Raw genomic sequence first — 5,155 nt, 5'->3', positions numbered from 1 at the left:
GCGGCGGGCGGTGCGGCCGCCGCCGGTTCGGTGGCGGCCGCGCCGCCTTGCGCCACCTGCTGCATGATCTTGTCGAGCGGCAGGAACAGCATGTTCGAGCCCTGGCGCGAATCCACCATGATCTTGGTCACGTTGCCGTAGATCTGCTGCATGGATTCCAGGTAGAGCCGGTCGCGGGTGACCTGCGGCGCCTTCTGGTATTCGGCCAGCAGCAGCTTGAAGCGCTGCCCGTCGCCCTCGGACTGGGCGACGATCCGCGCGCGGTAGCCCTGGGCTTCCTCGGCCAGCCGCGAGGCGGCGCCGCCGGCGCGCGGGATCACGTCGTTGGCGTAGGCCTGGGCTTCGTTCTTGGCCCGTTCGCGCTCCTGCCCGGCACGCAGCACGTCGTCGAACGCCGCCTGCACCTGCTCGGGCGGCCGCACGCCGCCTTGCTGCAGGTTGATGCCGACCACGTCGACGCCGATCTTGTAGCGGTCCAGGATGGTCTGCATCAGCTGGCGCACCTTGGGCGCGATCTGCTCGCGCTCCTCGGACAGCGCCGAATCCATGCGCATGTTGCCCACCACCTCGCGCACCGCGGTCTCGGCGGCCTGCACCACCGTCTCCTGCGGGTTCTTGCTCTCGAACAGCCAGGCGCGGGCATCGTTCAGCCGGTACTGCACCGCGAACTTGATCTCCACGATGTTCTCGTCCTGGGTCAGCATGGCCGATTCCTTCAGGCCGGTGCTGCGGATGACGTTGTCGCGGCCCACGTCGACCGAGCGGATCTGGGTGACGTAGACCACCTCGTGGCGCTCGATCGGGTACGGCAGGCGCCAGTTGATGCCCGCGCCCACCGTGGAGTTGTAGCTGCCAAAGCGCGTGATGACGGCCTGCTGGCCTTCCTGCACGATGAAGATGCCGGTGCCCAGCCAGATGACGACCACCACGATGGCGATCAGGCCGGCGCCGATGCCGGCGCTTTTCATGTCGGGCTGGAAGTTGCCGGGGCCGCCGCCGAAGCCGCCGCCATTGTTGTTGCCGCCGCCCTTCTTGCCGCCGAACAGGCCGCCCAGCTTGCGGTTGAAGTCGCGCCACAGCTCGTCCAGGTCAGGCGGGCCCTGGTTGGGTCCGCGGCCCCCGCCGTTGTTCTCCGGACGGCGGTTGCCCTCGTTGCGGTTGCCCTCGGCGTTATTGTCGTCGCCACGGCCCCAGCGGGGGTCGTTCAGGTTGAACATGCCCCGGATGCGGTCTCTCAGCCCGGCAAAGGCCTGGCTGCGGGAAAGAAGGTTCATTCTTTGGAGTCTCTCGTTGTCGGCAGCAGCATTGTGCCCAATCGCTCAGGAGGCCTGCTCGGGTTGCGCCTCGGACTGGGCCTGGGAGGCATCGGCCAGCACCCGGGCCAGCTCCTGGCGCAGCTCCGGCAGGCCGGCGCCGTGCTGGCTGCTCACGAACACGCGCGGCAGCTGCACCCCCTCCAGCTCGAAGCGGTCGACCAGCAAGCGTGGCCGCTGGGTCGGATCGAGCGCATCGGTCTTGTTGAACACCAGCAGTTGCGGCACGTCGGCCGCGCCGATTTCGTGCAGCACGCGTTGCACCTCCTCGATCTGCTCGGGGTGGTGCGGGTTGGAGGCGTCCACCACGTGCAGCAGCAAGTCGGCATCGACGGCTTCCTGCAAGGTGGCCTGGAAGGCGGCGATCAGGTTGTGCGGCAGGTCGCGGATGAAGCCCACCGTGTCGGACAGCGACACCGAGCGGCCGGTGCCCTCCGAGCCCTCCGGCGGCGCCAGGTAGAGCTGGCGGGTGGTGGTGTCCAGGGTGGCGAACAGCTGGTCGGCGGCATAGGCGCGGGCTTTCACCAGCGCATTGAACAGCGTCGACTTGCCGGCGTTGGTGTAGCCCACCAGCGAGATGTTGAAGGTGTCGCGGCGCTCGCGCTGACGGCGCTGGGTCTGGCGCTGCTTCTTGACCTTGACCAGCCGCTCGCGGGTGCGCTTGATCGAGTCGTCGATCATGCGGCGGTCCAGTTCGATCTGCTTTTCGCCCGGGCCACCGCGCACGCCCGCGCCGCCGGTCTGGCGCTCAAGGTGCGACCAGCGCCGCACCAGGCGGGTGCTCAGGTACTGCAGGCGGGCCAGCTCGACCTGCAGCTTGCCCTCATGGCTGCGCGCGCGCTGGGCAAAGATCTGCAGGATCAGCAGCGTGCGGTCGTTGACCGGCAGCCCGATGTGGCGTTCCAGGTTGCGCTGCTGCGCCGGGCTGAGCGACTGGTCGAACAGGATCTCGGTGGCGCCGACCTGCTCGGCCAGCGCCTTGATCTCGTCGGCCTTGCCGCTGCCCACGAACAGGGCGGCGTCGGGCGCCTTGCGCTTGCAGGCCAGGCGCGCCACGGGCTCGAGCCCGGCGGTCTGGGCCAGCAGGCCCAGTTCCTCGAGTTCGGCATCGAAGTGGGGAAGGCCGAGATCAACCCCGACCAGGATGGCCGGGGCGCTCGGAAGCTCGGGTGATGCTGGCAAGGGGCTACCGGGAGTCGGAACTCGTTAGATGCCCGCCGGCAGCGCAAGGCAGGAGCTGAACGCGGTTCAGGTCGCAGCGCCTTCGCTGGCCTCGGCCGCCGTGAAGTTCACGGCACGGCCCGGGACGATGGTGGAGATGGCGTGCTTGTAGACCATCTGGGTGACTGTGTTGCGCAGGAGCACGACGTACTGGTCGAACGACTCGATCTGCCCTTGCAGCTTGATCCCGTTGACGAGGTAGATCGACACCGGCACATGCTCCCGACGCAAGGTGTTCAGGAACGGGTCTTGTAGCAGCTGCCCTTTGTTACTCACGATATGCTCCGTGTTCAAGCGTGGTTGGAAGTTGCACATTACCACAGCGTGGCGGTGTGTGCGGGCAGAGGAATTGCCGCCCTGCAGCCCATCTGCAGGCGGCATGGCGGGTTTTCAAGGGGTCGCGCCGAAACGGTGCGCACGCCAGGCTAATCCTGGTCGGCGTACGGGTTCTTGGAGGTCTTCAGCTCGATGCGCAACGGCGTGCCGACGAGGTTGAATTCCTTGCGGAACCGCCCTTCCAGAAAGCGTTTGTACGAGTCGGTCACGTGCTCGAGCGAGTTGCCGTGCACCACGATCACCGGCGGGTTCATCCCGCCCTGGTGCGCATAGCGCAGCTTGGGGCGGAACATGCCGGAGCGCTTGGGCGCCTGGAACTGCACCGATTCCAGCAGCAGCCGGGTGAGCACCGGGGTGGTCATTTTGACCATCGCCGCCTTGTGCGCCTGGGCGATCGAGCCCCACAGCGGGCCCATGCCCTGGCGCTTGATGGCGGAAATGAAGTGCATCTCGGCGAACTTCAGGAACGGCAGCCGCTGCTCGATCTGCCGGCGCACCTGCTCGCGCTGGTAGTCGTCCACCGCATCCCACTTGTTGACGGCCATCACCACCGCGCGGCCGCTCTCCAGGATGTAGCCGGCGATGTGGGCGTCCTGGTCGGTCACGCCCTGGGTGGCGTCGAGCAGCAGCAGCACGACGTTGGCCGACTCGATGGCCTGCAGCGTCTTGACCACCGAAAACTTCTCGATCGCCTCGAACACCTTGCCTTTGCGGCGCAGCCCGGCGGTGTCGATCAGCTCGAACTTCTGGCCGTTGCGCTCGAACGGCACCGAGATGGCGTCGCGGGTGGTGCCCGGCAGGTCGAAGGCGACCAGCCGCTCCTCGCCCAGCCAGGCATTGATCAGCGTCGATTTGCCCACGTTGGGCCGCCCGGCCACGGCCAGCTTGGTAATGCCGCTTTGCTGGGCTTCGGCGGCATCGTCGTCCTCGGGCAGGTTCAGCGGCTCCAGCGCGGCGTCCATCAGACTGCGGATGCCCTGGCCGTGCGCGGCGGAGACGCCGTGCACTTCGCCCAGGCCGAGCTCGTAGAACTCGGCCAGCTGCGGGCCCTCCAGCATGCCCTCGGCCTTGTTGGCCGCCACGATGGTCGGCTTGCCCAGCCGGCGCAGGTACTTGGCGATCTCGTGGTCGTGCCCGGACAGGCCGCCGCGGCCGTCGACCACGAAGATCACGACGTCGGCCTCGGCCACCGCCTGCTGCGTCTGCTTGGCCATCTCCTTGTAGATGCCGCTTTCCGCATCCGGCTCGAAGCCGCCGGTGTCGATCACGATGAACTCGTAGCGGCCGTGCCTGGCGTTGCCGTAGTGACGGTCACGCGTGAGCCCGGCGAAGTCGGCGACGATGGCGTCGCGCGACTTGGTCAGCCGGTTGAAAAGGGTCGATTTCCCGACGTTGGGGCGCCCGACGAGCGCCATCACTGGCTTCATGGGGCCTTCAATTCGAGTGTCGCCGGGCTGTCCCAGGGCACGAGCGTCCCCTCAGGGGGCGGCGCAGCGGCCTTGGTCGCAAGCTTGGGGGTCAACATATTTTTACTGCGGGACGAAACCGTAGACGGCTCCGTTGCGGGTCACGATGACCAGGGTGTTGCCGGCCACGACGGGCGCGGCGGCGATTGCCGAGCCGTCGGTGGCCAGGCGGTTGAGCAGGGAGCCGTCCTCGCGCGACAGCATGTGCACGAAGCCGAAGTCGTCGCCGACCACCACCGAGCGGCCCAGCGCCAGCGGGGTGCCCAGGCCGCGGTGCAGCAGGCGCTCGTTGACCCAGGCGCGCTGGCCGTTGTCGCGGCGCCAGGCGACGACCTTGCCGTCGTTTTCGCTGCCGAAAACGTTGGCTTCGTCGCCGTGCACGCCGTCGGAGCCGTTGGCCCGCTGCGTCCACAGCAGGGCACCGCGCTCGGCGTCGACGCAGCCGACTGCGGCCTGGAAAGCCCGGGCGCAGACAACGTTGCCGCCGCGGCTGACGCCGCCGACCAGGTCGGCCAGCCGCTCGATGTCGTTGATGCCGCGCGGCGTGGCGATGGCCACTTCCCAGCGGATGCTGCCGTTGGTGGGGTTGACGCCGGCCATGCGGCCGCCCTGCCCCACCACCAGCGTGTCGCCCACCGCCAGCAGCACGCCGGCCTGGCGCAGCACCAGCGGCTCGCCCGGGCGCTGCTGGGTCCAAAGTCGCCGGCCGGTCTGGCCGTCGAAGCCGGCCACCGAACGGTCCGCCGCCAGCACGAACACGCGCGCGCCGCCCACCAGCGGCGGCGTGTACGACAGCGCCGGCAGCTTCTGGCGCCACAG

5 protein-coding genes are annotated in these 5,155 nt (G+C 68.4%); all 5 read right to left on the bottom strand.

The window, feature by feature from the left end; genetic code table 11:
* The coding region (gene hflK, locus JWP65_RS16505; RefSeq protein WP_299765679.1) for an FtsH protease activity modulator HflK at positions 1 to 1,274 on the bottom strand (1,274 nt) is incomplete at its 3' end.
* A gap of 45 nt (positions 1,275 to 1,319) precedes the next feature.
* Positions 1,320 to 2,495 carry a GTPase HflX gene (gene hflX / locus JWP65_RS16500; protein ID WP_299765677.1) on the bottom strand — a complete coding sequence of 392 codons (1,176 nt, stop codon included), beginning with the start codon at positions 2,493 to 2,495 and terminating at the stop codon, positions 1,320 to 1,322.
* Between the two features lie 66 nt (positions 2,496 to 2,561).
* Positions 2,562 to 2,828, bottom strand: a complete 267-nt coding sequence (hfq, locus tag JWP65_RS16495) for an RNA chaperone Hfq (RefSeq protein ID WP_299765675.1) — start codon at positions 2,826 to 2,828, stop codon at positions 2,562 to 2,564.
* Between the two features lie 131 nt (positions 2,829 to 2,959).
* On the bottom strand, positions 2,960 to 4,297 hold the full coding sequence (gene der, locus JWP65_RS16490; protein WP_299765673.1) for a ribosome biogenesis GTPase Der: 1,338 nt from the start codon (positions 4,295 to 4,297) through the stop codon (positions 2,960 to 2,962).
* A 102-nt stretch (positions 4,298 to 4,399) separates the two neighbouring features.
* A partial coding sequence (locus JWP65_RS16485) for a PQQ-binding-like beta-propeller repeat protein (protein WP_299765671.1) occupies positions 4,400 to 5,155 on the bottom strand: 756 nt, incomplete at its 5' end.

It is taken from the genome of Ramlibacter sp., assembly GCF_028292805.1.
GTDB lineage: Bacteria > Pseudomonadota > Gammaproteobacteria > Burkholderiales > Burkholderiaceae_C > Ramlibacter.
Note: the sequence above shows the minus strand (reverse complement) of the source record. Positions and strands in the feature narration are given on the sequence as shown.